Genomic DNA, 25,021 nt, shown 5'->3' on the forward strand with positions numbered 1-25,021 from the left:
CGCTCCTAGTTAGCGTTCCGGCTCGATCGAGCTGGTGAGGCCGTGCTGGCGCAACTGCTCGCAGTAAAACTCCGCATGCTCCCGCGGCACCACGATGACCACAGCAACGCCGTTGTTGTGGGCTTCCAGCATGATTTCGGTGGCTTGCGGCGGCAGCATCGATGGGATCACCTTCACCAGCACCTGCACCACGTACTCCATGGTGTTGACATCGTCGTTGTGCAGCAACACCCGGTACATGGGCATGTGCTTCGGGGTTACAGAAGGCTTAACCAGAGTCTCCGTAGCCACGACGATCCCTCCTTGGGTCAACAAGAGGTTCTAGAACGCAAAACCGGAAAACAGAGCCAAAAAGCAAAAAACCTTAATGGAATTTTAGCCTTCTCAGCAAGGGTTGTGAAAAGCCGGCGCACGGAGGTCGGCGTTCTTAAACAGAAGCTAACCCAGTTTTCACCGGCCCACAACCTCAGTTTGGGCGCAAAAATGCTTGACTGAGGGCGGTTGGCCGTTGTTGCGGATCCCTTTACATTTGCCTGCGTCGCCGAGGTTAGCTGTATGAGTTCCCTGCGTTCCCGTCGCTTTTTCCTGCAGTTGCTGATGTTTGGCGGTGGGGCAGCTGCCCTGGCCGCCTGTGGGGGCAACTCCAGTTCTTCCATCCCGCCGCTGGGAGAGCCCGGATTTCCCCAAGGGGTGTTTGCCGGGGATCCCACCGCTGAGGGGGCGGTGCTTTCCACGCGGGTGATCCCGGCCAGTGCAACAGACACGGTTGCGGTGACGTTGCAGGTGGCTGAATTTGCCGCAATGAGAAGTCGGCCAGACCGATGCGGGAGCTTCGCCGGATTTCTGGTCAGAATTGAGGGATCCCTGCTCTACTCGGGATCCCTTTTTTTGTAACTCTTTTTCGCGATTTTCAGCATGAGATTCTTAAGATCCTTAACGTGATCTGGATCATTCGGGAGAAACGGATCTGGGTGCTATAGTGTGAGCGTTGAGGTGGATCCCTGTAGAAAATCTATCTCCGTTTTTCAGTAGGAGGGCAGTCTTATGGCTTCGGTGCGGGGCTGGTTGGTGGCAAGCCTGATAGGGGCAGCCGCGGTTGTCGGGGGTGCTGCCGCCTGGGCTCAGAGCCGTAGTTTGTGGCTTCTTAATGGACAATCGACCGTAGTTACAGGCTATTTCTACCGAGGTGAAAACATCTGGGCGCAGTGCGACCAGGATTGCTTCGATGTGGATCTGGTGCTTTACGATGCCAGTGGTCAAGTGTTGGCTACAGACGAACTCTTGGACGATTTCCCCATTGTGCAAGCACCCTACGAGGGCAACTTTTCCGTCAAGGTGATTATGGCTAGCTGTCTCCACCCGCGTGGTTGCGCTGTGATTGTAGATTCGGACTACAGCTTCTAAAGGGGCGCCGGCTGTCCTTAACTTCGCCCCCACGGCTTGGAAAGCCAAGTCAGCAGCCTAGCCTGCTTTCTGGGTGGCTTCTTGCACTTTGGCGTGGGTAAACTTGCTTATGCCATGGACGGTCTTCTCCCAGTAGAAGGGCTTGGTAAAAAGCTGCCACAGGGCCATATAGGCTGCGATGGAGTGGAGCTGCCAGTAGATGGGGTTGAGCAGGGCATAGAAGGCCAGATCGTAGTAGCCGCGTCGGAAGACAGCCACCAAGTTTAGGTAGATCCCGATGGCATTTCCTACCAGGAGATTGAACAAGCCTATGTAGATCAGCCAACTCGGGAAAATGTTTTGCAGCCAATGGGCGCGGGTGAGCAGCCAGTAAATAAACAGCAGCCACATGATGGGGCTGGTGAGGAAGGTGAAGAAGCTGCCGCCGATAAAGAATTGGTAGGCCAGCCAGTTTTTGAGGCCCAGTTTGCGCAAGGAGCGCAGGGGGTTGCGGTTGTGGACCAGCCAAGTTTGCATGTAGCCTTTGATCCAGCGGGAGCGCTGCCGGATCCAGTTTTTAACGGCACAGTTGGCCTCTTCGTAGGTGGTGGAGTTGATCACGCCCACGGTATAGCCGTGCTGGCTGGCGCGGATGCCTAGATCTGCGTCTTCGGTGACGTTAAAGGGATCCCATCCCTGCAATTCCCGCAGGCGGTCGGTGCGGAAATGGTTGCTCGTGCCACCCAGGGGGATGGGCATTTTCAGAGTTTCCAAACCCGGCAGAAGATAATCAAACCAATAGGAATACTCCAGCGTAAACATGCGGGTGAGGAAGTTCTCGTTGCGGTTGAAATAGTTGAGGGCCGCCTGGACGCAGACCAAGCTGGGATCCCCTTTTTTGAAGGCGATGACTGCTTTTTTGAGTTGGTCGGGGTCGGGGATATCCTCAGCGTCGTAGATGGTGAGGTATTCGCCGCGGGCAAAGGCCAGGCCGTAGTTGCAGGCTTTGGGCTTGGTCTTGGGCTTGCTATCTGGCACGATGAGTAGGCGCACGTAGCGGGGGGGCTTGGCGGCCCGAGCGGCTTCGATGGTGGCCTGGTCGTTTTCCTCCAGTAAGATAATCACATCCAAGCGCTCGTGGGGGTAGTCCAGCTTGGAGAGGGAGTTGATGAGAATTGGCATCACTTCTGGCTCTTTGTAAACCGGCACCAGGATGGTGTAGATGGGCAAGGTGTGGTCATCGAGGGCAGCCACTTCCTCATCGGTAATCTGGTGGAAGCGATCGGCGGATCCCACCAGGCTGAGCACGAACTTAAAGAAGATCGAGGCTACATAGAAGAGATTGACCAACAACACCAAAATCGTCAGGGTTGTCCAAGGAGCACTGGCCAACCCCCACAGCAGCAGCACCAGCAGGCCGTAGCCTACCGCAATTTGGGAGGGGGTAAACACCCGCGAGGCCGATTCCTCCGGCAGACGGGTCAGCAGCTTGTAGACTGCCTCTTGGCTAAAGCGGGATCCTTGGTCTTGGCTGAGCAGTTGCGTGATATCCTGCTCGCTGCCCAGCACCTTTTCAATTCGCAACCCTGGCCGCCAACTGTAGAGCAGCTCATCCACCGCCCAGTCCAGGGGGTCATTGACCATCACGGTGAGGGTGTTCTCATCCGTCCAGTTCAAGGGGTAGAAGAGGTGGCGCATCATCAGCTCGGGCTCGAACTGGCGGCTCAAGCTCTCGTCGCGGTAAAGCAGCCCTGTCCCCATCAGCTCCGAGACGGAAGGATAGCCCAGCAGATGGGCCAGGATGCTGAGATACTCGGGAGTCGAGAGATAGCTCAGACGGGTCAGCACTTGCCCCAGGTTGGATCCAGTGCGGCGGCGGATGTCCAAAGCCTGCTGCCACTGCTCCAGAGTGAGACGACTGCCCAGCAGTTCGGCAGAAAGCTTGCGTTCGAGGATAACTGTCAGGATCTGCTTTTCTGTGGCCGGGATCTCCCAGATTTTTTCCACTCCTGGGCACAGGCGTTTCACAGCCTGCCAAACGCCGGGGTAGCCCGGCTCTTCAGTGGCCACGACAACGGTTTGCGGGTTGAGCCAGCCACAGGGCAAAAAGCGCACCGGCACCAGATCGATAGGCTCGATCAGCCAAGGCAGCTCTGGATCCAGGGAGTGCTTGAGCAGCCAGTCTCTTAGCTTGGGCCGATCCAGAATCTGGCAGCAGAGATGAGCAAACTTGGAGGGGTGCATGGCCCGCAAGCTCCAAAGAGCCCTGGCCAAAGAGCAGCCCACTGCTTCGCGGTACTCCTCGGCTTCCGCCAGTTGCTGCCGGGTGAGGTAGCCTGTCTGCACCAGCCAGGACTTGATCGACTGCAGCATGGCCTCTAGGTTGGGGTTCGGCTTCAGTCTGGCTTAAGCGCAAGTCCGTGACTAGCCCCCTACGAGGGGATTGGGGATTCGGGGCGGCGGGCCAAGCGTTGGTAGACATTCCAGGCCCCTACTGCCAGCAGGAGAGCCAGCACTAGCACCAGCCAGTAGCGGTACTGCCACAACAGGAGCTGCCAACTGAAGCGGCCTGGGTAGCGCACCCGATAGCCTTGGGGTGTGAGATCCCAACTCTGTACTTGGGTGAGATTGGGGGCAGCGGCATAGGCGGTGAGCACGTTTCCCTGTAGCTGGTTGGCCAGGCGGGTGCGCGGATCGGCAAGGCCGCGGCTGAGGCGTTCTGCCAAAGCTGGATCGGATCCCCACCAGGAAAGCCAAAGGTTCGGCTTACCTTTCAGGAGAAAGTACTGCAAAAGGCCGAGGTTTTCTTGAGGCTGAGCGGCCAAGGCCACCTGCTGGTTGAGGGGATTGATGATTTCAAACTCGGATCCCAGCCGGATGGGGCTATTAAGCTCCACCTGATCTGGCCCAGCCACGATCACCTGCCAGGCAAAGTTCCCTGCCTCCAGGTTGGCTTCCTCTTTGGGCAAAACCTCAAGGGTGGGCAGCAGGGGTCGGGCAGCCAGCCGGCTGAGGGCACCGACCAGGTAGGCGGCAGCCGGCAGCAGTTGGGGATCCCCCAGCCCAACCCGTCCAGATCCCTGCAGCACCGCCGGGATCTCCTGCAGCTCGCCGCTAGGGGCTTGGTAGCCGCTCCAGATAAAGCCAGAGCTATCCGAGCGCACCTGAACCGTCAGCGGGGTCAGGGATCCCTGGCAATTACCGGGGCTGGCGCCATAGTCAAAGCGGAGCTCCAGTTGATTAAAGCGGCGCAGCAGGCGGGTGGGCAGGGTCACAGTTTCGTTGAGCTGGGTGCGCCCGGTTAGGTTGTAGGTGCGCAACAGAACGCCATTCAAGAACACGTAGCCCGTCAGGCGATCCCCGGCCCGGCCATCCACTGGGTTCATGATCACATCCAGTTGCGCTGCCAGATCCCGTGGGCGCCCCCCCAGTTGAGATAGGTTGAAGTTGAACACCAACGACTGGCTGCCAAACCCCCGCAGCAGGGGATCCACAATCCCCAGCTCACGGAAGCTGAGGCGGTTGGCCCTGAGAGCCTTCTCCAAATCGGATACTGCTACCACCTGGATCCCTCGGCTCACCAGACCTGCCCGCTTCCACTCTTCATAGAGGGCAAGAATGGACTCGCGGCGGGCGGCTACCCGTAGGCGGGATCCCTCGGGGGTAATTTCATGCTGCAGGTGGGGGGTGAAGTTGGCCGGTTCTAGGGTAACCTGAGCTCCTGCAACCGGGCGGTTGCTCCAGAGAATAGGGGTCTGGGGAAAGAGGTGGGAAAGCAAGCTATACAGCCAAAGGGCCGCTTCTGCGGCTTCAGGAGTGAGGTTGGCTGGCACCACCAGAGTAAGCTGAGGGTATACCAGGCGCAGAAAGCCAGCCACCGTGGTATCCGGAACGCGGGGCACCAACTCAAAGAAACTGTCCCGCCCCACCGTCAGCAACAGATTGCCGGTGTTGAGATCGGCGCAGATGTCATCGCTGATGCTCAAAAAAGGCTGGACGGAGACAGTAATAAAGCGCTCCCCAGGGGGCAGAGCTGGGATCGGCACCCGCACCACTGGCTCCTGCCGCAAATCTCGCACCAGAAAGATCCCGGCCAGCTCGTCGTTAATGAGCACCCGCACGGTGGAAGTCGGCTTCAGCACCGGTGAGGGCTCCAGCCGCAACTGCACAAAGCTGGCCTCGGGGTCAAGGCCGTTGAGGGGGGCAGGGACAGTAACATCCAGGCGCGGGTTAGCTCCTTGCAGCAGCACCGAGCGCTCGTAACCTAGCCTTTGGAACGAAAGAGGCTCTGCTTGTCCTGCCTCTACCGGCACGCAGCACAGCAAACTGGCAACGAGCAGCGCCCATTGTTTTCTCTTCTGGCTCACCTTTTTGTTTGGATCCCTGGACATGCACAGACAAAGCCTAGCGCTAAGGTGGGAGCAGCCGTCCAGGCTTCAGAAGTCAGAAGTTATTAGCCGGTCACAAGAGAGCTTTCTTGTCTTGGGCCTACCCTATGAGCGAGCGTAGTCGTCCTCGAAGCGTACAATATCGTCCTCTCCCAAATATTCCCCGTTTTGCACCTCGATGACGACCAAAGGGGTAGTGCCGGGGTTTTCCAGGCGGTGCTTGGTGCAGGGGGGAATGTAGGTGGATTCGTTGGAGTTGAGTAGCATCACCTCTTCGCCCCGCGTGACCCGCGCCGTACCCCGCACCACAATCCAGTGCTCGCTGCGGTGGTAGTGCATCTGCAGGCTGAGCCGATGGCCAGGCTTGACCTCGATGCGCTTGATCTTATACATCGGCCCTTCATCCAAGACCCAGAAGGCTCCCCAGGGTCGGATTTCTGCCTGGGAGGGCAAAAGCTCCAGCGTTGGAATTGCCGCGTTGTCCCTGTCCCGCGCAGACTGTAGCATTGAGGTCACACCCTGTTCCCGTTCAAAGACCTTCCTATCTTCACCTGCAGCCCAGCAACTTTTCATCGACCATTTTGCTGAACCCAATACGCCAAAATGCGTAGAAGAAACGCCTCGAAAATACGGCTCTGCAGGGATCCCCAAAAACACCCACCCATCACCCAATGGTTTTTCTGAAGCTTGTTGGCATCCAGTCGCTTTTGGGATTCTCTAGAGGATCCAAGTCTCCCAGCTCAATTGTTAAGTTTAGTAGTTGAATTTGTTTACGAAGCATCTATGTTTGCAACTCAGCTTAAAGCCTTCTGGAGGCTCTTTGCGCCCATCGGGATCCCGTTGCTGCTCCTAGCTGGCCTTTTGTGGGGGCTCAAGGAAGGCTGGGGCTGGGTAAGCCTGGAGATGCAGTTTCTTGGCTACAAGGGATCCGTAGCCGCCCTGGGGCCGGATCCGCGCCTGCCCATTGTCGGCACCACTTTCCCCCCTTCTCTAGTGCTGGCTACGGCCATTCTGGGACGATCCCCGCTGTTGTTGCAGACTGTCTTCGGCTCTCTGGTGCTGGGCTGGGTGTGGCGGCAGTTACGCCGTTTGCCGGTGGAGGTGGGATGGTGCTGGCTGTGGGGTTTGTTGATGGTGGTGCAGCCGACTTTGATCTTGATGCTGCTGCGCAGCCCTGTTTGGACAGCCACAGCAGGGTTGGTGGGGGTGAACATGGCCCTGCTGTTTCCCTTGAGTAAAGAGGAGCAGGCCAGGGCAGAGACTGGGGCGGATCCTGGCGAGCTGCCCGTTGCGCTGCGGCTGCTGCTCATTGGGCTGGCGCTGGGGCCCCTGATGGTGCTGCGTTGGGAAAGTGGGTGGCTGCTGCCCTGGGTGGCAGGGATGCTGCTGTTGGCTTTTCGCAAACAGTCCTGGGGTTTCCGGCTGACGGCGGTGCTGGTGGCAGGGTTTATCAGCCTGGCCCTGATGTTGAGCTGGCTGTATGTGAATTGGCTGTCGGTAGAGGATCCCTGGGCTTTCACCTACCAGGTGGGCAGCGGTCTGCGGCTGCCGCAATTGCGGGAAGACTTGCAGCAGGCGGGTGGCTGGCGGGGGGTGCTGGAGGCTGGGAAATGGCTGGCGGTGCTGGCCCCTGCCTATTTGCTGTTGGGGATGGGATCCCTGCTGGGCCGAGGACCGGGTCGCTGGGTATGGGCTCTGGTCTGGGGGATGCCGCTGGTCATCCTGCTGGCTTCTCTAGGGCAGGGGCTGTTTTTGCGGGAGCTGAGCCGCTTTGGCCTTTTCTGGGTGCCGCTGCCTTTGCTGATGGGCGCCTACTTGTGTCGCGGAGCCGGCCCCGGCTGGGCTAAGCGCCTGTTGATCACTGCCCTCTTGGGGTTGAACTGCCTCACTGCCGGTTATGGGGTGAGCCAAGAGCCGGGTTTCCTCATGCCCCTGGTAGCCGAAGAGCGGGATCTCTGGGAGCGACTGGTGGCAGAGGTAGCACCCATAAGCCCCCAGTTGGAAGCTGCCCAAGACCTGTACGAAGTAACTCCTAGCGGGCAAGCTCTAGAAACATGGCGAAGACAGCGCCAGGAAAAGCGCCAGGTTGGGCAGTATCTCTATCGCCACCTATTGCCCGGCGAGAAGGTGCTGGTGGACGACGACATCCACTTTGAGGCTATCTTTTGGGCAAGAGACCCGCGCCTGTTTCTCACCCCTCACCAGTACGAGTTTGCCCTGGCTTTGCAGCACCCCCAGGAAAGGGTGGACTACCTCTTGGTAGCGGGGCTGGCGGATCCCTTGCGGAGCGCCGATCGCATTCTGCAATTTTGGCCTGAGCTCAATTTTGAGGGGCTGCCGGGCTTCAGGGAGGTTTATAGCTCCCCCCAAGTGCGGCTGTGGGCTCGCCAACACCAAGAGGAACCGCAGGAGGAGAGGAGATGAAAAGGAGACGATCCTGGCAGCGGCGACAGGTGCTGCAAGCGGGCGGAGCGCTGCTGGCTGCCTATGGGGTTGCCGGCTGTGGCCAGGAGTTTTTGAGTCAGCAGGGGAGTCGCAGCCCGGAAAATGTCGAGACGGGAAGCATGAACTTGTCAGAGCTGCTGGCCCGCTGGCAGGTGGGCATTGGCGAGGATCCCGGTCGCTTCCTCTGGGAGATCGAGTCGGATCCGCAGGTGGCGGCAGTGGCGCAGGGGTGGGATCCCCATTTCCTGAGCGGCTGGCTGAACAGCTTTGATCACCGCCAGGGGGATCTCTCCTTTTGGCGCAACTGGCACCAGGCCGGGCTCTTGCGGCAGTGGTTTGAGCGGGGCTATACCCTCCACATCATCACCTGGGAAGACGACACCACCCGTCCCAGCGGCGACTATCACATCTCCCCGCAATTTGTGGAGGACGTGGCCGAGCTGGCGGGCTATATTGCCCAAGCCAATCCTCAGGGCCGCCCCACCTACTGGAGCTTGGCTACTGAGTTTTCCTACTGGCGGATCCCAGCAGATACCTACAACGCCGACACTGCTTTCTACTACCAAGCCCTGATGCGCAATGTCCTCACAGCCCGACAGGCCATCAAAGAGCGGCTGCCAGAGGCCGAAGTGGCCCTGTGCTGGGGGGGCTGGATTGCCACCTTTGACGACCCTTCCCGGGGGGCAGGCCGCAGCATGGTGGAGCCCTTTGCCGAGACCATGAGCCGGATGGACGGGATCGCCTTCCAGTCGATGCGCCAGCGGCGGCCAGGGGAGTTTAATCCAGAGCTGAACGGCCCGGATCCCGGTAACCCGGAGCAGATCCGCCTCTGTTGCCGCCTGTTTTCCCCCATCCACCCCAACCTGATGTTGGCCCACTACGAGCCATCGATTAAGGACAAGCACCCCAGCGGCGGACGGGCCGACACCGTCCATACAGACTTTCAGCTCATGAGCCAGCCGGAGTGGCTGCAGGAAGTGTCTCAACTGGGGCTGCGGCACCTGTCCTTGATGCACTACGGCCTGTATAAGGGGGATCCCTTCGGAGCGCTGACCGCCGCTCGCCAATTCCGGGCACAGGTGGGCCTACCGGCTGCCACCTCATAGTTAGCAGTCGTTCCAAAGCCGGTTTTGTCCCGGATCTTGGCCCAGAGCTTGATCCTGGGGATACAATCCCCCTGAAGCTGCCGGGATCCCTGCCATGGAGAAGCTGAGATTTCTAAGGGCAAGCCTGCTGGCGAGTCTGGTGGTTAGTGCAATGCCGCCGGAGCAGCTGGCCTGGGCGGGCTGCGGCTTTCCCCGCGGTGCAGGCAAGACTTTCTTTTCGCTGCAGCCCGAGGTCTATCGGCCTCGCACCCGCTTTGATCAGGGGGGACGCCTGCAGCCGGCCCTTTCGGAGTACGGAGAAACCCGCCTCAACCTTTTCGCCGAGACTGGCCTTAGCGATCAGCTCACTCTCAACCTCAACACCAGCTACGTTTTCATCGAAAATCGCTTTGCCAGCGGGGCTGACACCGTTACCCAGCGCAACCAGGGCCTGCGGGATCTGGAACTGGGCCTGCGCCATACTTGGGGGAACGGGGATCCCTTCTTCTCGGCTCAGCTAACGGCCTTGATCCCGCCGGGATACGCCACCCGAGACATCCCCCTGCCCTTGGGGTACGGCGTCTTCGGCTATGATCTCAAAGTTGGGGCGGCAGCCAATACCCAGTTGGGATCCCTGCCCGCCTTTTTCGACTCCTGCCTCACGTTCCGAGATTACTTGGGCTATCCCGGGGATCGGGTCAAGGCCAACCTGACCTTCGGGGCAGACCTGACTCCTGAGCTGCAGGCCATCCTGGCCCTGGATGGGGATTTTACGTTGGGCAACGGCGCGCCTTTGTTGTTCGGGGATTTGGCCGTTCAGGATCCCGACTACGACAACCTCAAGCTTTCGGGCCAGCTCAACTGGCGGCTGGAGGGAGGGTTAACGCTGGGCTTGGGGGGGTTTCAGTTCCTGGCCGGTCGCAACACCAATGCCGGCGGCGGCTTTACCGGCTATGTGTGGCTAAGTTACTGAAACCCAACAAAATGTTGCAGGACATCCCCTACGGTAACAGGGATCCGCAGGGGCAGATCTAGGATGAGTCTTGGCAAACTACGGCCCGGAGAACGGATCCCATGCCTCGCTTTGAGAACATCATTGCCGCCATCGACGGCAGCGGCCCCACCGAGCAGATGCTGCACACGCTGCTGTCTCTGCCGGCCTTTGCCCAGTGCCACGTGACCCTGCTGCATGCGGTGCCTTCCCAGACCTCTGCCGAGGAGATGCGAGCTGCCTGGCAAAAGGGGCAGGAGCTGCTGGCCAAAACCCTGCAGAGTTTTCCCGCCCAGCCCGGCGTCAAAATCACCACCCAACTGGTGGAAGGGGATCCCAAGGTGGTGGTGCTGCAGGTGGCCGAGTCCCTGCCCGATCCCCTGATCGTGATGGGATCGCGGGGGCGCAACCGCCTCATGGCCATTTTGCAGAACTCGGTCAGCCAATACGTGTTCCAGCTCGCCTCCTGCCCCATGCTGCTGGTCAAAGACGACGCCTACGTCAAATACCCCAGCCACGTCATGGTGGCCCTCAACAACTCCCCCGCCGCCCAGGCCGCCTTTGCCACGGCCCTGGATCTGGTTGCCGGCATCCCAGGGGCCCAGATCTTTTTGGCCTCGGTGCAACTGGATGCCGATGCCCAAGGCCGGGACGAGGCTTTGGATAAGGCCATTGCCACCCTCAAAAGCCGCCAAATCCCCCACCGGGTGTTTACGGCGGTCGGCGATCCCGGCGCCGAGATCGTGCGCCTGGCGGAAGAGAGCAAGGCCGACCTGCTGGTGATGGGATCCCCAGATCGCCGGCCCAGCATTGCCCGCAGCATCCCCGATTTGGATCGCCTGCTGGGGCGCTCCATCTCCGACTATGTGCGGGTGCACATCGGCTGCCCCGTGCTGATGGTGCGGTCTGCTCAAGACTAGAGACTGGTCACTCCCTAAGGCAGGATAGAACGGCGCTCCGTCACGCGGTCGCTTTGCTGCTGGCGATCCGGGCTGACGGCCCAAGCCTCGAAGATGAGCTCAGGGACGCCAGGGGGGATGGTCATGCGGGTGAGGGCTTGCCACCGCCCCTGCTCGTCGCGGGAGAAGTCCAACAACCACCGGGGGCCATCCACCAAAGAGCGGGTGTGACCGTGCTTGACCCAAAACTTAATCCACAAAGGAGGCTGAGCGGTGGAGCTACTGGCAGAATTGACGGAAGCCGGCAAACGCAGCACTACATCGAAGTTGTCACCTGCCCGCAGTTGCTCAGGCACCACCAGTTGCGGCGCCGGGCAAGCTCCCGGCACCTGCGGGGAAAGAGGCGAGGTTCCCGGACTGGCGGCGGCGAGCGGTGGCGGCGGAACCGCCTCCTCGCGAGGTGGCTCAGGTTGGGGTGGTGGAGAAGAGGATGAGATGGGCACTGGCCCAACCTCAGGTTGGGCGGCAGGTTCGGGCGCGGTGTCTGCTAGGGAGGCTGGGAGCTCTTCTGGCTGAAGCGGGCCCAAAACTTCTCCAGCCTCCTCTTTTTCCGCAGGGGCGCCGCGCTGCGAGATGCGCAACAACTTCTGCAGGGTGCGTTCGGGGGACAGCAAGGGTGAGGGCGGGGAAGAACTGCCGGCTGCGGCTGGCGTTTCTTCTTGCCGCTGCTGACCGGCAGGGATCCCTGGGGAGGGTGGGAGGACTTCCCCCTGGCCGCGACAGCGAACGGAAAAGGAGATCCGCAGCGGCTCTGGATCCGACCAGGAAGAGGGAGTGAGGCGCAGTTCCCCCCGCAGCGGACGGCTCCAGGTATGGCTCGGCAGGGTGATGGGAATGCTGAACACTGCCGTCCGGGCTTCAGTCGGAAATTGAATCAGCCGTTGCCCCTCGAAAACCGGGCTCTGCTCCCCTTCATCTTCTTGCCAAACTCGTACCCGCAGCTCGCCACTACAGCCAATCCGCCCCGTCACCACCAGCACTTCCCCCGGAGATCCCTCCAATTCGCTGTGCATCAGGGAAAACAGCTCTGGCGGGATGGCAACCTCTTTTTTCTGAGCCAGCTCAGGAGGTTCAGACGCGACTTCTTGGGCCGCCGGGGATAGTGCCTGTTTCCGCTGCACCGGGGCGGGCACAACCTGGAAGCGCAGGCAATTGTTCAGCTCCGCCTCGCCAAATAACTCGGCGATCAAATCGGCATCTCGGCAGTGCAACTCCCAAAAACCAGGGGCGAGGTGGGTGGCCGGCAGGATGACGCCGATCCCCTCCTCGTTGGTGCGAACAGAACGGGTTTGCATGAGCGAGGCGGCTGTCTTGGGGTTGGCTACCGCTGGGGATCCGCTATTTTCGGTCGGCAGAGGGCGCTGGCGGACTTCCACTGTGATGGTGAAGTGGGGCTGGGGAGAACGGGCAACGATGGTGTAGGTGTCCTCTTCCAGAATGGCTCCCTCGGCTGGTACCGGCTGCCAGTCTTCTCGGCCGTTGCGCCGCACCCAAAAACTCAACATCGCTCCCTCACCTCTGGGACACCAAATACTTCACCAGGTCAGCTTGCAAGAGGGTTTGCTGCTGCCCCGTGGGCAAGTGCTTGAGCTGCACCTCCCCGGCCGCAGCTTCCGCATCCCCCAGCGCGACAGCCCAGGTCGCACCGCTGCGGCTGGCCCGCTTGAACTGCTTGCTGAAAGCGCTGCCGCTCAGATCCAGCTCGGTGCAGAAGCCGGCTTGGCGCAGAGCTTGGGCAATCTGAAGGGATTGGGCCTCCGCTTTGGCGCCGCGGGAGATCACGTAAACCTCGACCGATGTTGGCGGAATCTCCTGTTGTTTCTTCTGCAGCAGCAAAACCAGCCGCTCCAGGCCGATGGCCCAGCCCACCGCCGGGGTGGGAGGCCCGCCCAGCTCCTCCACCAGACCGTCGTAGCGGCCACCCCCACAGACGGTGCTTTGGGATCCCAGCTCCGGCGAGACGATCTCAAAGGCGGTGTGGGTGTAGTAGTCCAGGCCGCGCACCAGGTAGGGATCCAGCTCATAGGGAATGTCTAGGGCTTGGAGATGGGCCTGCACTTGCTCGAAGAAGGCCCGCGAGTCAGCACTGAGGTAATCGGGCAGCTTGGGCCCTTGTTCAGCAATGGTGCGGGTATGGGGATCCTTGCTGTCGAGGATGCGCAACGGGTTGCGGACAAGGCGCTCCTGGGAGTCCGGATCCAGCTCTTCCTTCAAAGGGGTAAGGTAGTCCACCAGGGCTTGGCGATAGGCCCGCCGATCCTGCGGATCCCCGAGGGAGTTGAGCCGCAAGGTGAGGTTTTCCGCCCCCACTGCCCGCAGCAGATCCCAGGCCAAGGCGATGACCTCGGCATCGGCGCGGGGATCGCGGCTGCCCAGCAGCTCCACCCCCAACTGGTGGAATTGGCGCTGCCGCCCCGCCTGGGGACGCTCATAGCGAAACATCGGCCCACAGTACCAGAGGCGCTGCACATCGCCGGCCACCTGCAACCCATGCTGGATGTAGGCCCGCACCACGCCGGCGGTGTTCTCGGGGCGCAGGCTCACCTCCTGCTCGCCGCGGGTGCTAAAGGAGTACATCTCCTTGCCCACCACGTCGGTGGCGCTGCCAATGCTGCGGGCAAAGAGTTCTGTCAGCTCCAGAATCGGGGTGCGGATCTCCTGGTAGTTGGCTCGCCCCAAGATCTCGCGGGCGCTGGCCTCCACCTGCTGCCAAAGCCGTACCTCCTGCGGCAGGATATCTCGGGTGCCGCGCACCGCCTGGATCATCTCCATGCCTGTTCTCCCCCGCCCAGAACCACGGCTTGCTGCGCCAATGGTCGGCGTCAGTTTTTTCCTATCAACTCAATTATCGATTATCGGCTATCGGCAGCCGCGTTCCCCATTGCCGACGGGGCAAGCTGAGCCTGAGCTAAACCCCAACAGGAGTAGGTGGCGGCCACTTGGCTGCTGGCAGCCACAGCGGCGGTGGTGGAGCGCAAAATGGTGGTGCCCAGGGAAACCGGCACTCCGCCATGGGCTTCCGCCTGACGGTGCTCGGCCTCCGTCCAGCCGCCTTCTGGGCCGATGGCCACCGCCAAGACGGGATCCCTCTCCGAGAGCCTCAGCTTCGGCAGGGCTTGCAGCAGGAGGGGAGCGTTCTCCCGCGCCACAGCAATGCCCCACCAATCGGCTTTGAGCTCGGCCAGCCAACTTGTCCAAGGGGTAGGGGGATCAACCTGGGGCCAGCGCAGCCGCTCACATTGTTCGGCGGCCTCCTGCACAATTTTCTGCCAGCGTTCCCGCCGGCCCCATCCCGGCTCCACCACGGTGCGCTCCGTCAGCAGAGGGGTAATGCGCGCCGCTCCCAGCTCGGTGACCTGGCGAAACACCTCGTCAAACCCCGGCCCCTTGACCACTGCCAAGCCCAGATGCAAATAAACGGGCAGCTCCCGCGGCAGCGCCTCCACCTCGCCCATAACCTGGGATCCCTGCGGCTGCCAATGGGCCAGCCACAGCTTGCCGGAGCCATCCAAAACCAAGAACGGATCCCCCGGCTTGAGGCGGCGCACCCGCTGCAAGTAGTGCTCTTGCGGGCCGGTTAAACGGAGAACACCGCCGGCATCCCGTTGAGCCGGGTCGATGGCCAGGCGGGGCAGAGAACTCAGGTCATGCGTGCGTTCAGACAGCACCATTCTCCCCGTCGCCAGAGGGCTGCCACCGCCCATTCGTTGGCCTCCAACATCTCCGCCACCAACTTGGCCTGCTCGAGGAGGATACCGCTGAGGATCAGCCACCCCCCCTTTTTCACCACCAGGCCAAACTCTGGGATCATATCCAGGATCACGTCCGTCAGAATGTTGCACACCAGCCCGTCCACCATCTCGGGAATGTGCTCCAGGCTCCCCTGGGCCACCACAATGCGATCGGTGAGGCCGTTGAGGTCGCGGTTGTAGAGCGTGGCCTGCACCGCCAGCGGGTCGATGTCCACCGCAAACACCCGCTTTGCCCCCAAAAGAGCCGCCGCCACCGACAAAATGCCCGATCCACAGCCCACATCGGCCACTGTTACCCCCTCTGTGCCCGCCCCCAGGCGCATCTCCAAAGCCTCCAGGCAGAGCTGGGTGGTGGGGTGCGTGCCCGTGCCAAAGGCCATGCCCGGATCCAGCCGCAACAGGAGACGACCGGGATGGGGGGGGGGATCCAGCCAGGCCGGACAGATGAGCAGCTTGTCCCCAACTGGCTCGGGCTGCCAGTGCTGCTTCCAACTGTTGCTCCAATCCTCCGCTTCTATGCGTTCCCAGCGCAGTTTGGGGATGGGCTGGCCAGCCACAAGGGCGTCTTGCCGCAGGCGCAGCGCCAGAGCGGCCAAATCCAAAAGGGTGGCGCGGAACCAGGGCAAATAGGCGTGAATGCTGATTCGATCTTCGCCATGAGCCTGGCTGGCCATGCCCTGACAGCCAAAGCTCTCCAGCCGCCAAAAGATCTGATCCTCCTGGGCAGGGGAAGCGATGATGTTGAGAGCCCACCAGGCCCCACCGGGATCCGGCGCTTGGGCAGGCGAGAGCAGGCTGGGGTCGGCAACGGTTGTGCTCACGGGGATCCCTTCAACAAACCTAAGGAAAACCGAAGTTTTGGCTAACAGAATAGCACTCCAAGTTGCCAGCAGGCTAGCACTTAATCCAGCACTCTATATCAAAAATTGCAGTTCTCCCCTCAATTCATAGTTTAGGCTTTAAGAGCCTGCCCCACTGTTCCTGGTTGGTCTGGGATTTGAAGGCGCACACCCGTCGGCTTGGCAGCGACGCAGGGATGGACTTCCCCCCAATTGGGGGATGGCCCTCAGCGGTTCCTTGGATGCCCAGCTCGGCCTTGTGAGATAGATTAAATCCAAAAGCATTGAACAAGAATTGGGTACAGCGTTGACGTGCTTTCCAGCCTCAGTGATTTTACTGATAGATGAGGTTTGGCCGGGGCATGCTGAGTAACGATGGAGAGGAAGCAATGCAGGCGGCAAAGTCGATGTCAACCGAGCAGTCAGCGCAGCAGCCGAAGGTGGCTCCTCTTGCCAGAGGGGAAAGGGCTGGCCACGAGGATCCCCAGCCGCTCGCAGTCAGCACTCGCAAGCACTCCGTCCCGCTGGCGCGAACGGCTCTCATGCAGCGCTTTAACCGCAGCTTTCCGCCTTTTTATAGCCAGTTCGTCAGCAGCGAGGTGCAGGCTCAAAATCTGCGCTTGGCCTATGCCCTCTACCAAACCCGCAAGGCCGTGGTACAGATGCGGGACGAGCGCAGCAAGACGGTGGTTTGTCTGGCCTATCGCAACCGCCCTTCTCTGCTCAGCGACCTGTTTGGGGTGCTCACCGCTTTCAATCTCTCGGTGCACGGCATCCACCTTTACGGGCAGATCTACTCACCGCACTTGGTGTTTATCCGCGTCACCGTCTCGCGCGATGGCCACAGCCTTTCTGCCCAGACCAAGCTCAACCTAGAACGGGCTATTCACGAGTGCTTGGCGGGGGTGTTTCCCGTTCACGAAACCTTGGCGCTGGAGTTTGATCTCAAGGCCGGCTTGAAAGACACCCAGGTTTCTTTTTATTTTGACCCGGTGTTTCATCTGCCCACGCTGTTGGTGGATGTGGACAACCAGCCGGGGGTGTTTTACCGGGTGATGACCGCTCTGGCGCAGGAGGAGTTGACCGTTGTTCACCTCAATCTGATGCTCCGCCGCAAGCAGACGCGCTTCATTTTCTACTTGCTGGGGCCGGATGCAACTCCAACCCTGCCGGAGTTCCTAGGGCAAAAATTGGCGTTGAGCATCCAGCAGCGGCTACAAGGGGATCCCGTCTAATCGGCACTAGATCTGCATAGGACTGGGGGGCAAATCGAAAAGGACGGTGCTCAGGTAGCGCTCGGCCCAGGCGGGGCCAAAAGCTTTTTCCAAAACGCGGCGGGTGCGGTCGTTTTGCTGTTGTTGGCTGCAGTAGCGCTGCTGCCCTTGGTAGTGGGCCAGGATCTGGACAGGATCTGTCTGCGGGGGGATCTGTTGCGCCAGCCGGCAGTGGATTTCCAGGTAACGGCAGGCAAAATACAAAAAGCGGTCGGCTTCCGCCTCATCGCCGGGCCGGATGAACAGGCAGTAGGGAGAAAAAATCGTCCCCCACGGCGGCAACTGGCGCCGGTTTTGGAAAGGGGCGAGATGAGCTCCCAAGGCTTCCAGCTCTTGAATGTAGGGATCCGGCAAAGTGGGGGTGACCGGCGAGAGATCGACGATGGCGGCGCTCACCTGGCCGCGGCCGGCCACAATGTCACAGCCAAACAGCGGCAGCGGGTACTGCGGCTGCGGAAACATGACGCAGTGGAGGATATCCAGGCTTTGCCCGGCCTGGGCCAGCTCCAGGTGCAGCTTGCGAAAGGGATCCCCTTGGTAGCATCGGTTTTCGATCTGCAGTTTCTCGCCTTCCAGGCGGCCCTCCACATAGCCCAGCTCCGCCGGCAGGGCATAGGGAGCCAGGCTGAGGTGGGATCCCCAAATGCTCAGAATCGCCTCCGAAAGGCGCTGGATGAGGGGATGCAGTTGCGCTTGCAGAGCAGGGGCGGTGAACATGGGAGCCAAGAAGACCGGTTAAGCGACAAGTCCTCGAAAGCCCTGCCGGGCCAATCCGCAAAGGTGCCCTCCTGAGATCCAGGTTTCAGGAAGCTGAGGTGGGACTTAATAAAGCGAGGGATCCCAGCCAGTCCAGGGCTGCCGGGGGCTTTGGCGGAGGTGGAGAGGGCCGGATGCTGACCCTAGCGGGCGTTGGCAGCGTTGAGCGCCATTGGATTGATCGAGGACGGAAGGGGTGGGATTCGAACCCACGGTGACCTTGCGGCCACAACGCTTTTCGAGAGCGTCACAATCAACCACTCTGTCACCCTTCCAGTCTGCATAGGGCTTTACCATCTTAGCGGCAAACGGGCTATCCTGCCCGGATCCCCTCTCGTGGAATGGGGCAGATGCAAGCTGGCCAAGCACCCCAGGGCCAAAGCCCTTGGGGGGTACGGCCCGACCAGCCGGAAATGGCGGGGCAAATGAGATCATAGAGGTATGGCTGCCCTTTCCATTCACCACTTTCGCCAGGCCAAACAGGCGGGTCAACCGTTGGTGGCCCTCACGGCTGCTGACTACGCCACAGCGCAGATCTTGGATCGGGCCGGGATCGACTTGATCTTAGTAGGCGACAGCCTGGCCATGACCAGCTTGGGGCACAGCAGCACCTTGCCCCTGACTCTGGAACAGATGATCCACCACGCCCAGGCAGTGCGCCGCGGCGTAGAACGAGCCTTTTTGGTGGCCGACTTGCCTTTCTTGAGCTACCAAGTCTGCAAAGAGCAGGCCCTCCTCTCGGCAGGACGTCTGATGAAGGAGGCAGGGGTGAATGGGGTGAAGCTGGAGGGGGGCTACCCAGACATGGTGGAAACAGTGGCCTTTCTGGTCCAGCGAGGGATCCCGGTCTTGGGCCACATCGGCCTCACCCCACAGGCCAAACATCAACTGGGGGGGTATCGCCAGCAGGGGAAAACCCCCTCGGAGGCGGAGCGGCTGCGCCAGGAAGCCCTGAGCCTAGAGCGAGCAGGAGCCTTTGCCCTGGTTTTGGAACACATGCCGGCGGAATTGGCTGCCCAGATCACCCAGCAAGTCGGGATCCCGACTCTGGGGATTGGGGCTGGCCCGGCCTGCGACGGCCAAATTCTCGTCACCCACGACCTGCTCGGCCTCAGCGAGCGGATCCCGCCCTTCGCCAAAGCCTACGCCAACCTGCGAGAGGTGATCCGAGAAGCGGTGGAAGCCTTTGTCGGCGATGTTCATCAGAGACTGTTTCCCCCCACTTAGGGGATCCCCTGGGAAACTCGCAAGTATCACCTTCTGGCAGCTCAGTTGTTGGTTACTGCGCTCCCCTGGCGAGGATCTCCAGAAATTGGAAGCCAGTCGGGGCAGCCGATTGCCGCCTCTGTCAGAGCTTGCTGAGGATGGACAGCGCACTTGAGGTGGGGATCGCCGCTGTAAAACCTGCACTTGTGGCAGGGGATGCGGTGCATCTGTTGAGCTTGATGCAAGAAGTCCGCGACTGCTCTGGCCACCGTCCACAACGGCAAGAGTAGCAATAGCCACGCGATGGCCCCGCTCAGAGGAGGCGGAAGAGAGCTCATACAGGACACCGGCAATACAGAAGGATAGCTTGCTAGCCCCGTACTTTAGTGCGGAGCGGAAAAGCCCGTAAGCAGCTTTAGTTGCTTGCCAATAGTGTAGACGAGGCGTACCGTTCCCAGGCGAGCCTCTAATCACGGTGAAAAACCCGACCGGTGGCAAGCGTCTGCGAGATGCCAACCTCTCGGCCAACCTGCAAGGACTCCGTCCCGCTGACGCGATCAGACAAGTAAGCAGAACCTTGGGGCTTTGACTGAAAGAACTGTCTAGAGGCGGTTTGGCAACGCCTTTACAAGTTCGTTTTTGAACTGCGTAAGAATCCCCCCCCTTAGTCGGGGAAGTGTCAAGACGGGGTCAGGCTCGGCTGTATAACGTCCCCCAGAGAGGGAAAAGTTGGCAGTGAGAGATCCCACGCTGAAACTCCAATCTAATGGATTTTGGAAGGGGAGCGCAGGGTGTGCCAGGGTGGAGATACAGGCGATAATAGCTTCAGCAACGTGCCCTAGTGGGATCCTCTGCGATGGAAGCCTTCTTCGAGTTCCTTTGGTCTGCCTCGGCCGTTTTGCTGGTGATACTGGTGTTGTTGCATAGCCCCAAAGGGGATGGGCTGGCGGGCATTGGCGGCCAGGCCCAATTGTTCTCCAGCTCCAAAAGTGCCGAGCAGAACCTCAACCGCATCACCTGGACGGTGGCCACCCTCTTCCTCTCCATCAGCGTGGTGTTGGGGGCAGGCTGGCTCTCGGCAGCCACAGGCCCCTAGGGATCCCTGTCATCGTGGCGGTCATCTACTTGCACGGATTCGGCTCTGGGCCTCAATCGGCTAAGGCTACTTTTTTCCGGCAGCGGCTGCAGCAGCTTGGGATCCCTCTGCAGGTGCCCGATCTCAACCAGGGCAACTTTGCCCAGCTTACCTTGACCCGCCAGATCCGGCAGGTTTCTGAGCAGTTGGCGCAAATGGGCCATCCTCCCGTTACCCTTATTGGTTCGAGCTTGGGGGGACTGGTGGCCGCCTGGGTGGCCGAGCAGCAACCCTGCGTGCAGCGTCTGGTGCTCTTGGCACCGGCCTTTGGCTTTCTGGGCCATTGGCTGCCGCGGCTGGGGGCAGAGGCGGTGGAGACTTGGCAGCGAACCGGACAACTCATGGTGTTTCACTACGGAGAAGGCCGCCCTCTCCCTTTGGAGTACGGCTTTGTTGCCGATGCCCAGCGCTACCCGGATGGGGCGTTGCGACGGCCTGTGCCCACCCTAATTGTGCATGGGATCCAAGACGACACCATCCCCATTCAAGCCAGCCGAGACTATGTGGCCCGTCGCCCCTGGGCCCAACTGGTGGCGGTGGAGAGTGACCACGCCCTGACGGATGTGTTGGATCCCATCTGGCAGATCACCAGCCGCTTCTGCGGGTGGGGGATGGAGACGGGGCAGTATGGTTGTTAAGAGGATCCCTGTCCCGTGCTTGCCCATTCGCGAAAGCGTCGCGTAGCGATAATGTCTATGCAATATAATGTCTATGCAATCCAAAGTGCTGTGCCTACAACAGGGGAAGGCTGACGTGACTGCCGGCTTGCTCTTCGATATGGACGGGGTGATTGTGGATTCGGAACCAATCCATGCCCGCGCCGGAGCCATTGCCCTGCAACGCTGCCACCTATCCCTGGATTTGGCCCCCATCTCCCTGCAGTTCAAAGGGCGCACCGACCGCGATATGTTCGAGTACCTCGTCCAACACCAGACAGACACCCCGCCTGCGGAACAGCCCCTGCTGGTGCAGCGCTTGATCGAGGAAAAGGCCAAGGCTTTTGGCGAGCTGCTGGCAGAGGTACCCCTGGTGCCGGGGGTGCTGGAGTTTTTGGCGGCCAGCCGCCAGCGCTTTTCTGCCCTGGCCGTCACCACTTCGGCCATCCGCCGGGATCAAGCGCAGATTTTCCAGCGCTTCGACCTGCACCGCTGGTTTGACGCGGTGATTACCGCCGAAGACATTCAGCGGGCCAAGCCCGACCCAGAGCCTTACCTGAAAACGGCTGCCGCTGTGGGGTTGGATCCGGCGTTGTGTTGGGTGATTGAAGATTCTACCCATGGGATCCGCGCCGCTAAGGGGGCTGGCTGTTTTGCGGTGGGCCTCACCACGGCTTTCACCGCCGAGGAACTGCGCCACGCCGGGGCAGATGTGGTGGTGGACAGCTTTGCGGAGTTGGCCGCACTCCTGTTCGCGAGAGCGTCGCGTAGCGATAACCTGCCTGTGTAGGGAGCCCAGCCCATTCGCGAGAGCGTCGCGTAGCGATATGCCAGCACCCACTCCAGCACCCACTTTTTTGCGGCAGGCCCTGGATCGCTATCCGTTTGCTTCGCGGCGACGGGTGGTGATGGGCAGACAGGGATCCGTGGCCACCAGCCAACCTTTGGCGGCAATGGCGGGCATGGAGATGTTCTGGGCGGGCGGCAATGCTGTGGATGCAGCCGTGGCAATGGCGGTGGCTTTGACGGTGGTGGAGCCAACCTCCAATGGCATTGGCGGCGATGCCTTTGCTCTGGTGTGGGAGGGGGGGGAGGAGGGTCAGCTGTACGGGTTGAATGCTTCCGGTCGCAGCCCAGCCGCCCTGACGCCGGAGCGGTACCGGGACCATGGGCGGATCCCCCCCTACGATTGGTTAGCGGTGACGGTGCCGGGGGCAGTTTCCGCTTGGCAGACCTTGCACCGGCGCTGGGGAAAGCTGCCGTTCGAGCGTCTGTTTGTGCCTGCCCTTCGTCTGGCGCAAGAGGGATTTCCGGTCTCTCCCCGGGTGGCCCAACTGTGGCAGGCGGCGGAGTCCATCTATTTGCCCCTGCCAGATCCCCGCCACGAGGCCTTCAAGGCCGTTTTCTTTCCCCAAGGGCGTGCCCCACGGGCTGGGGAGCGCTGGAGCAGCCCCCCGCATGCTCAAACCCTAGAAGAGATTGCCCGTAGCGGTGGGGAGAGTTTTTACCGGGGGGAGCTGGCGGAGAAGTTGCTGGCTTTCTCGGAGGCCACGGGCGGCTTCCTGTCCCCCGCCGACTTGGCCCAGCACCGGGCCGATTGGGTGGAACCCATCCATACAGATTACCGCGGCTACACCGTCTGGGAGATCCCCCCCAACGGGCAGGGCATTGCCGCTTTGATGGCGCTCAACCTTTTGGAGGGTTTTGAGCTGGGTCGGATCTCCTACGATGCCGGCGAGCGCTATCACCTGCAGATTGAGGCAATGAAGCTGGCCTTTGCCGATGTGAGCCGACAGGTGGCGGATCCGGAGTATGTGCGGGTCAGTCCTGCCCAGATGCTGGATAAGGCTTATGCACAGCGGCGGCGGCAGTTGATCGAGAGGGAGGCGATCCCCCTGGCCCAGCCAGGGCTGCCGGAGGGGGGAACGGTTTACCTGGCTGCAGCTGATGGTGAGTTGATGGTGTCTTTGATTCAGTCGAATTTCGATGGCTTCGGCAGTGGTCTGCTGGTTCCGGGCACGGGCATTGCTCTCCACAACCGCGGCACGGGTTTCACCCTGGAGCCCGGCCATCCCAACCAGGTGGGCCCCCGCAAGCGCCCCTACCATACGATCATCCCCGCTTTTCTATCCAGAGAAGGGATCCCTCTCGGCCCTTTTGGTGTGATGGGAGGGACGATGCAGCCCCAAGGCCATGTGCAGGTGGTGGTGAATTTGGTGGATTACGGCCTGAACCCCCAGGCGGCTCTGGATGCGCCCCGCTGGCGAGTGCTGTGGGATCAGGGGATCCCGCAGGTGGCGCTGGAGAGCACGGTGCCGCCCCAGGTGGTGCGCGAACTCTCCGCCCGCGGCCATGCAGTGCAGGTGGTGGACGCAGAAGAGGATTGCGGTCTTTTTGGCCGGGGACAGATCCTCTTGCGGGATGGGGATCACTTCATTGCGGCTTCCGAACCCCGTGCCGATGGCCTAGCCCTGGCGTGGTAGAGTGCCTAGCTCATCACCATGCCACCATCGATGGCAAAAACCTGTCCCGTGATGTAGGCCGCCGCCGGATCTGCCGCCAAAAAACGCACCAGCCCCGCCACTTCTGCCGGGGATCCCAGTCGCCCCAGGGGGATCTGCGCCAAAATCGGGCCAGGATCCAGTTTTTCGGTCATTTGGGTGGTGATGAACCCCGGTGCCACGGCGTTGACGGTGATGTTGCGGCTGGCCAGCTCGCGGGCTGCCGTCTTGGTCAGGCCCACCACCCCTGCTTTGGCGGCGCTGTAGTTGGCCTGGCCGGGATTGCCCACCAAGCCTACCACCGAGGTGATGTTGATGATGCGCCCCTGGCGCTGCTTCACCATGATCTTGGCGGCTGCCTTCAGGCAGAGAAAGACCCCCGTCAGGTTGAGATCCAGCACCGCCTGCCAATCTTCTGGCTTCATGCGCAGCAGCAAGGTGTCGCGGGCCATGCCGGCATTGTTCACCAGCACGTCCACCCGGCCCCAGCGCCCCATCACCTGCTCGAAGAGTTGTTCCACCGCCTGCGGCTGGGAGACATCGGCGGCCACAGCCATCCCTTCGCCCCCCAGGGCGGCGATCTCCTGCAGCAGCGACTCGGCCTCGGCGGCGGAGCGAGCGTAGTTGACGACCACCTTGGCGCCAATCGCCCCCAAGTGAAGGGCAATGGCCCGGCCAATGCCCCGGCTGGCTCCGGTGACCACCGCCACCTGGTTATGGAGCGAGGGCAAGGGGAGAAGTTCAGACATAGGCAGCAGCTTCCCGCTTATTTCTACCGCCGCAACAGTATAGGATGCTTTGGCCTTGTCTGGGGCGGGAAGACTCCCCCCTATGGCCGTTCCAACAGCGATGAGACCGCCTGTCGCCTCGATCCCAAACTCCCCTCTCCTCTTGGGAGAGGGGCTGGGGGTGAGGGCTAGCTCCTCTTGGGAGAGGGGCCGCGGCTGGTCGCATCAGCAGCGCGGAGCGTTTGAGCAACTGGCTGGGGAGACCCCCTCGCGTCAGCGGGCCGCAGGCCCCAACGGTAGGTGCTGTCGCTGCTCGCGCAAGCGGAACGGTGTTCCCTAAGCGCTGACGCCAGGAGGATCCTTGCCCTCTGGGGAGAAACCAGTAAGCTGGGCCAGATTAAGATCGATGGCTAGGCCTAGCCGAGGAACCGTCCATGCAAGTGGAGTTTCGCGAGTGCGATCCGGGAAATCTCTGGATCTGGTTTGAGTTTGCGGAGCCGCCGGTTCCAGCGGAGCTGGAGTACCTCAAGGAGGTGCTGGAATCCTGGTATGTGCTGGGCAAGCTGGGGGGATTCAACGCCGAGCGCCTGGTGGCCCAAGAGGCGGAGGTGGATCTGAGCTATTTGGAGTACCCCAGCGACTCAGCTCCCTTGACCTCCCTGATGCACAACATGGGATCCTTGGAAGAAAAGGGCAACTGGGCCCGCTGCTGGTTTGACCTGGGCACGGCCGATGCCTTGGCGCTGGATGTGCTGATCAACGCCCTGCGCACCCTCAGCCTCGAGTACATTAACCTCAGCCGCGTCATCATCGGCGGGCAGAACGAGGACTGGCCAACACCGGATCCCGAGGAGACCGATGTCTATGATGATCTCAACGGCTACCTGCGGGATCATTGGGGGGAAGAGGGAGAGCTGGAATAG

Annotated in this window: 24 protein-coding genes and 1 tRNA gene; 14 read left to right on the forward strand and 11 right to left on the reverse strand. The window is 61.1% G+C overall.

Annotated features, from left to right (window positions below; genetic code table 11):
- Positions 1 to 9: 9 nt before the first annotated feature.
- Positions 10 to 291: an ATP-dependent Clp protease adapter ClpS gene (clpS, locus tag ACVWXC_RS01280; RefSeq protein WP_011431300.1), complete on the reverse strand. Its 282-nt coding sequence runs from the start codon at positions 289 to 291 to the stop codon at positions 10 to 12.
- A gap of 264 nt (positions 292 to 555) precedes the next feature.
- Between clpS and ACVWXC_RS01285 the strand changes: the two genes are divergently transcribed.
- Positions 556 to 894 (forward strand): hypothetical protein, encoded by a 339-nt coding sequence (locus ACVWXC_RS01285; RefSeq protein ID WP_457390710.1) that lies wholly within the window; start codon positions 556 to 558, stop codon positions 892 to 894.
- Between the two features lie 150 nt (positions 895 to 1,044).
- A complete protein-coding gene (locus ACVWXC_RS01290; RefSeq protein ID WP_457390708.1) occupies positions 1,045 to 1,404 on the forward strand; it encodes a hypothetical protein in 360 nt (119 codons plus the stop codon).
- Between the two features lie 57 nt (positions 1,405 to 1,461).
- Here the strand turns inward: ACVWXC_RS01290 and ACVWXC_RS01295 are convergent, their stop codons facing one another.
- The 3 genes from ACVWXC_RS01295 to ACVWXC_RS01305 form a co-directional block, all read right to left on the reverse strand.
- On the reverse strand, positions 1,462 to 3,756 hold the full coding sequence (locus ACVWXC_RS01295) for a glycosyltransferase family 2 protein (protein WP_457390706.1): 2,295 nt from the start codon (positions 3,754 to 3,756) through the stop codon (positions 1,462 to 1,464).
- Positions 3,757 to 3,815: 59 nt separating this feature from the next.
- Entirely contained in the window at positions 3,816 to 5,750 is a 1,935-nt protein-coding gene (locus tag ACVWXC_RS01300; protein ID WP_457390704.1) for a cellulose biosynthesis cyclic di-GMP-binding regulatory protein BcsB, read from the reverse strand.
- A gap of 126 nt (positions 5,751 to 5,876) precedes the next feature.
- Positions 5,877 to 6,278 carry a cupin domain-containing protein gene (locus ACVWXC_RS01305; protein WP_414411200.1) on the reverse strand — a complete coding sequence of 134 codons (402 nt, stop codon included), beginning with the start codon at positions 6,276 to 6,278 and terminating at the stop codon, positions 5,877 to 5,879.
- 276 nt (positions 6,279 to 6,554) lie between these two features.
- Between ACVWXC_RS01305 and ACVWXC_RS01310 the strand changes: the two genes are divergently transcribed.
- From ACVWXC_RS01310 to ACVWXC_RS01325, 4 genes are all read left to right on the forward strand, one after another.
- The gene (locus ACVWXC_RS01310; RefSeq protein ID WP_457390702.1) at positions 6,555 to 8,195 is read left to right on the forward strand and encodes a hypothetical protein; all 1,641 of its coding nucleotides are present in this window, start codon (positions 6,555 to 6,557) and stop codon (positions 8,193 to 8,195) included.
- Complete coding sequence (locus ACVWXC_RS01315; protein ID WP_457390700.1) at positions 8,192 to 9,322, forward strand: hypothetical protein; 1,131 nt, start codon at positions 8,192 to 8,194, stop codon at positions 9,320 to 9,322. Before ACVWXC_RS01310 ends, ACVWXC_RS01315 begins: the two co-directional genes overlap by 4 nt.
- Before the next feature lie 151 nt (positions 9,323 to 9,473).
- Entirely contained in the window at positions 9,474 to 10,274 is an 801-nt protein-coding gene (locus ACVWXC_RS01320; RefSeq protein WP_457410459.1) for a hypothetical protein, read from the forward strand.
- A gap of 101 nt (positions 10,275 to 10,375) precedes the next feature.
- Positions 10,376 to 11,212: a universal stress protein gene (locus tag ACVWXC_RS01325; RefSeq protein WP_457390696.1), complete on the forward strand. Its 837-nt coding sequence runs from the start codon at positions 10,376 to 10,378 to the stop codon at positions 11,210 to 11,212.
- A gap of 14 nt (positions 11,213 to 11,226) precedes the next feature.
- On the opposite strand, the gene ACVWXC_RS01330 is transcribed toward ACVWXC_RS01325, so the two are convergent.
- From ACVWXC_RS01330 to prmA, 4 genes are all read right to left on the reverse strand, one after another.
- A complete protein-coding gene (locus ACVWXC_RS01330) occupies positions 11,227 to 12,756 on the reverse strand; it encodes a hypothetical protein (RefSeq protein ID WP_457390694.1) in 1,530 nt (509 codons plus the stop codon).
- A gap of 7 nt (positions 12,757 to 12,763) precedes the next feature.
- Positions 12,764 to 14,023 (reverse strand): histidine--tRNA ligase, encoded by a 1,260-nt coding sequence (gene hisS / locus ACVWXC_RS01335; protein ID WP_099812814.1) that lies wholly within the window; start codon positions 14,021 to 14,023, stop codon positions 12,764 to 12,766.
- Positions 14,024 to 14,103: 80 nt separating this feature from the next.
- Positions 14,104 to 14,922 (reverse strand): 16S rRNA (uracil(1498)-N(3))-methyltransferase, encoded by an 819-nt coding sequence (locus ACVWXC_RS01340; protein WP_457390692.1) that lies wholly within the window; start codon positions 14,920 to 14,922, stop codon positions 14,104 to 14,106.
- Positions 14,892 to 15,824 (reverse strand): 50S ribosomal protein L11 methyltransferase, encoded by a 933-nt coding sequence (prmA, locus tag ACVWXC_RS01345; RefSeq protein WP_457390690.1) that lies wholly within the window; start codon positions 15,822 to 15,824, stop codon positions 14,892 to 14,894. Before prmA ends, ACVWXC_RS01340 begins: the two co-directional genes overlap by 31 nt.
- 425 nt (positions 15,825 to 16,249) lie before the next feature.
- On the opposite strand from prmA, the gene ACVWXC_RS01350 reads away from it, so the two are divergent.
- On the forward strand, positions 16,250 to 17,077 hold the full coding sequence (locus ACVWXC_RS01350; protein WP_206336831.1) for an ACT domain-containing protein: 828 nt from the start codon (positions 16,250 to 16,252) through the stop codon (positions 17,075 to 17,077).
- A gap of 6 nt (positions 17,078 to 17,083) precedes the next feature.
- On the opposite strand, the gene ACVWXC_RS01355 is transcribed toward ACVWXC_RS01350, so the two are convergent.
- Both ACVWXC_RS01355 and ACVWXC_RS01360 read right to left on the reverse strand, forming a co-directional pair.
- Positions 17,084 to 17,833: a phycocyanobilin:ferredoxin oxidoreductase gene (locus ACVWXC_RS01355; protein WP_099812816.1), complete on the reverse strand. Its 750-nt coding sequence runs from the start codon at positions 17,831 to 17,833 to the stop codon at positions 17,084 to 17,086.
- A 227-nt stretch (positions 17,834 to 18,060) separates the two neighbouring features.
- Positions 18,061 to 18,147: transfer RNA gene (locus ACVWXC_RS01360), tRNA-Ser, on the reverse strand.
- A 166-nt stretch (positions 18,148 to 18,313) separates the two neighbouring features.
- Between ACVWXC_RS01360 and panB the strand changes: the two genes are divergently transcribed.
- From panB to ACVWXC_RS01390, 6 genes are all read left to right on the forward strand, one after another.
- Positions 18,314 to 19,099, forward strand: a complete 786-nt coding sequence (panB, locus tag ACVWXC_RS01365; RefSeq protein ID WP_011431283.1) for a 3-methyl-2-oxobutanoate hydroxymethyltransferase — start codon at positions 18,314 to 18,316, stop codon at positions 19,097 to 19,099.
- 137 nt (positions 19,100 to 19,236) lie between these two features.
- Positions 19,237 to 19,368, forward strand: a complete 132-nt coding sequence (locus ACVWXC_RS01370; protein WP_255322492.1) for a hypothetical protein — start codon at positions 19,237 to 19,239, stop codon at positions 19,366 to 19,368.
- 566 nt (positions 19,369 to 19,934) lie between these two features.
- Positions 19,935 to 20,174, forward strand: coding sequence for a preprotein translocase subunit SecG (gene secG, locus ACVWXC_RS01375; RefSeq protein WP_011431281.1), 240 nt, complete (start codon positions 19,935 to 19,937; stop codon positions 20,172 to 20,174).
- 14 nt (positions 20,175 to 20,188) lie between these two features.
- A complete protein-coding gene (locus ACVWXC_RS01380) occupies positions 20,189 to 20,851 on the forward strand; it encodes a YqiA/YcfP family alpha/beta fold hydrolase (RefSeq protein WP_011431280.1) in 663 nt (220 codons plus the stop codon).
- 115 nt (positions 20,852 to 20,966) lie between these two features.
- A complete protein-coding gene (locus tag ACVWXC_RS01385; RefSeq protein ID WP_011431279.1) occupies positions 20,967 to 21,659 on the forward strand; it encodes an HAD family hydrolase in 693 nt (230 codons plus the stop codon).
- Between the two features lie 37 nt (positions 21,660 to 21,696).
- A complete protein-coding gene (locus tag ACVWXC_RS01390; protein WP_457390687.1) occupies positions 21,697 to 23,352 on the forward strand; it encodes a gamma-glutamyltransferase family protein in 1,656 nt (551 codons plus the stop codon).
- Positions 23,353 to 23,357: 5 nt separating this feature from the next.
- Here ACVWXC_RS01390 and fabG read toward each other — a convergent pair whose 3' ends face one another.
- Positions 23,358 to 24,119 (reverse strand): 3-oxoacyl-[acyl-carrier-protein] reductase, encoded by a 762-nt coding sequence (fabG, locus tag ACVWXC_RS01395; RefSeq protein WP_011431277.1) that lies wholly within the window; start codon positions 24,117 to 24,119, stop codon positions 23,358 to 23,360.
- A 413-nt stretch (positions 24,120 to 24,532) separates the two neighbouring features.
- On the opposite strand from fabG, the gene ACVWXC_RS01400 reads away from it, so the two are divergent.
- Complete coding sequence (locus ACVWXC_RS01400; RefSeq protein ID WP_011431276.1) at positions 24,533 to 25,021, forward strand: DUF3531 family protein; 489 nt, start codon at positions 24,533 to 24,535, stop codon at positions 25,019 to 25,021.

Source organism: Thermostichus sp. OS-CIW-20, assembly GCF_054061455.1.

What these genes read in the sequence shown, in the direction of transcription:
- hisS (WP_099812814.1), bottom strand. Translation starts at nt 14,023, where the DNA reads ATGGAGATGATCCAGGCGGTGCGCGGCACCCGAGATATCCTGCCGCAG.
- ACVWXC_RS01285 (WP_457390710.1), top strand. Translation starts at nt 556, where the DNA reads ATGAGTTCCCTGCGTTCCCGTCGCTTTTTCCTGCAGTTGCTGATGTTT.
- ACVWXC_RS01390 (WP_457390687.1), top strand. Translation starts at nt 21,697, where the DNA reads ATGCCAGCACCCACTCCAGCACCCACTTTTTTGCGGCAGGCCCTGGAT.
- ACVWXC_RS01320 (WP_457410459.1), top strand. Translation starts at nt 9,474, where the DNA reads ATGCCGCCGGAGCAGCTGGCCTGGGCGGGCTGCGGCTTTCCCCGCGGT.
- ACVWXC_RS01290 (WP_457390708.1), top strand. Translation starts at nt 1,045, where the DNA reads ATGGCTTCGGTGCGGGGCTGGTTGGTGGCAAGCCTGATAGGGGCAGCC.
- panB (WP_011431283.1), top strand. Translation starts at nt 18,314, where the DNA reads ATGGCTGCCCTTTCCATTCACCACTTTCGCCAGGCCAAACAGGCGGGT.
- ACVWXC_RS01310 (WP_457390702.1), top strand. Translation starts at nt 6,555, where the DNA reads ATGTTTGCAACTCAGCTTAAAGCCTTCTGGAGGCTCTTTGCGCCCATC.
- ACVWXC_RS01355 (WP_099812816.1), bottom strand. Translation starts at nt 17,833, where the DNA reads ATGTTCACCGCCCCTGCTCTGCAAGCGCAACTGCATCCCCTCATCCAG.
- ACVWXC_RS01315 (WP_457390700.1), top strand. Translation starts at nt 8,192, where the DNA reads ATGAAAAGGAGACGATCCTGGCAGCGGCGACAGGTGCTGCAAGCGGGC.
- ACVWXC_RS01325 (WP_457390696.1), top strand. Translation starts at nt 10,376, where the DNA reads ATGCCTCGCTTTGAGAACATCATTGCCGCCATCGACGGCAGCGGCCCC.
- ACVWXC_RS01340 (WP_457390692.1), bottom strand. Translation starts at nt 14,922, where the DNA reads ATGGTGCTGTCTGAACGCACGCATGACCTGAGTTCTCTGCCCCGCCTG.
- ACVWXC_RS01370 (WP_255322492.1), top strand. Translation starts at nt 19,237, where the DNA reads ATGGACAGCGCACTTGAGGTGGGGATCGCCGCTGTAAAACCTGCACTT.
- fabG (WP_011431277.1), bottom strand. Translation starts at nt 24,119, where the DNA reads ATGTCTGAACTTCTCCCCTTGCCCTCGCTCCATAACCAGGTGGCGGTG.
- ACVWXC_RS01305 (WP_414411200.1), bottom strand. Translation starts at nt 6,278, where the DNA reads ATGCTACAGTCTGCGCGGGACAGGGACAACGCGGCAATTCCAACGCTG.
- ACVWXC_RS01350 (WP_206336831.1), top strand. Translation starts at nt 16,250, where the DNA reads ATGTCAACCGAGCAGTCAGCGCAGCAGCCGAAGGTGGCTCCTCTTGCC.
- ACVWXC_RS01295 (WP_457390706.1), bottom strand. Translation starts at nt 3,756, where the DNA reads ATGCTGCAGTCGATCAAGTCCTGGCTGGTGCAGACAGGCTACCTCACC.
- ACVWXC_RS01330 (WP_457390694.1), bottom strand. Translation starts at nt 12,756, where the DNA reads ATGTTGAGTTTTTGGGTGCGGCGCAACGGCCGAGAAGACTGGCAGCCG.
- secG (WP_011431281.1), top strand. Translation starts at nt 19,935, where the DNA reads ATGGAAGCCTTCTTCGAGTTCCTTTGGTCTGCCTCGGCCGTTTTGCTG.
- ACVWXC_RS01400 (WP_011431276.1), top strand. Translation starts at nt 24,533, where the DNA reads ATGCAAGTGGAGTTTCGCGAGTGCGATCCGGGAAATCTCTGGATCTGG.